At 67.6% G+C, this 1,191-nt stretch carries 1 protein-coding gene; it reads left to right on the forward strand.

The annotated features are described in order from the left end of the window. The first annotated feature begins 105 nt into the window (after window positions 1-105). Window positions 106-1,191, forward strand: coding sequence for an IS630 family transposase (locus ABT254_RS46465; protein ID WP_351483757.1), 1,086 nt, complete (start codon window positions 106-108; stop codon window positions 1,189-1,191).

Consider the following 1,191-nt stretch of genomic DNA (forward strand, 5'->3'; position numbering starts at 1 on the left):
CTAGTGTCCCGGTCTTGAGTTCTGGTCTCGCCTCGTGAGTCGCCTTCCGTTTCAGATTCGGGCGTTTGCCAGTCGCGAGGTGGCTGTGGGCGGTGTCCTGAAGGCATGGGGGACACCAGGCTGGAGCCGCTCGTACTGTCCGGGGACGAGCGGTCGATCTTGCGGAACTGGGCCCGGCGCCGGTCGACGGCGCAGGGCCTGGCCAAGCGGGCCGCGATCGTGCTCGCCTGCGCGGACGGGCTGAGCAATACCGCGGTGGCGGCCCGGCTGGAGACCGACCGCAAGACGGTGCGCCGGTGGCGGACCCGGTTTCTGGCCGAGCGGCTCGACGGCTTGTCCGACGAGCCGCGCCCCGGGGTGCCGCGCACCATCACCGACGCGCAGGTCGAGGAGGTGGTGGTGCGGACGCTGGAAGCGGTGCCGGAGGGTGGAACGCACTGGTCCAAGCGGGAGTTGGCCCGCCAGGTGGGTATCTCGCCGACCAGTGTGCACCGCATCTGGCAGGCGTTCGGGCTGCAGCCGCACCGTACCGAGACGTTCAAGATCTCCCCGGATCCGCTGCTGCTGGACAAGATCCGGGATGTGGTCGGGCTCTATCTGGCCCCGCCGGCGAACGCGGTGGTCTTCTCGGTCGACGAGAAACCGCAGATCCAGGCACTGGAACGGACCGCACCCGTGCTCCCGATGCTGCCCGGTGTCTCCGAACGGCGCAGTTTCGACTACATCCGGCACGGCACCACCGATCTGTTCGCGGCGCTGGACACCGCCACCGGGAAAGTGATCGGCAAGGTGTCCGCCCGTCACGCCGCCGAGGACTTCCGCGACTTCCTGGACCTGCTCGACCACGAGGTGGAGCCCGGCCTGGCAGTCCATGTGATCTGCGACAACCTCTCCGCGCACAAGGCGCCGGTCGTGCACAAGTGGCTGGTGGCCCACCCGCGTTTCGCTCTGCACTTCACCCCCACGTACTCGTCGTGGATCAACCAGGTGGAACGCTGGTTCGCGGAACTGCAGCGCCGCTGCCTGGAACGCGGAGTGTTCTGCTCAGTCGACGCGCTCCAGGCAGCCCTGGAGAAATGGATCGAGGTCTGGAACGAACAGGCCCGCCCGTTCCGCTGGACCAAGACAGCCGACCAGATCATCGACCGGATCTGCCACTACTGCGACAGGATCTCCGGACCAGCTCACTAG

This window comes from Streptomyces sp. NPDC001137 (assembly GCF_040298885.1).
Classification (GTDB): domain Bacteria; phylum Actinomycetota; class Actinomycetes; order Streptomycetales; family Streptomycetaceae; genus Streptomyces.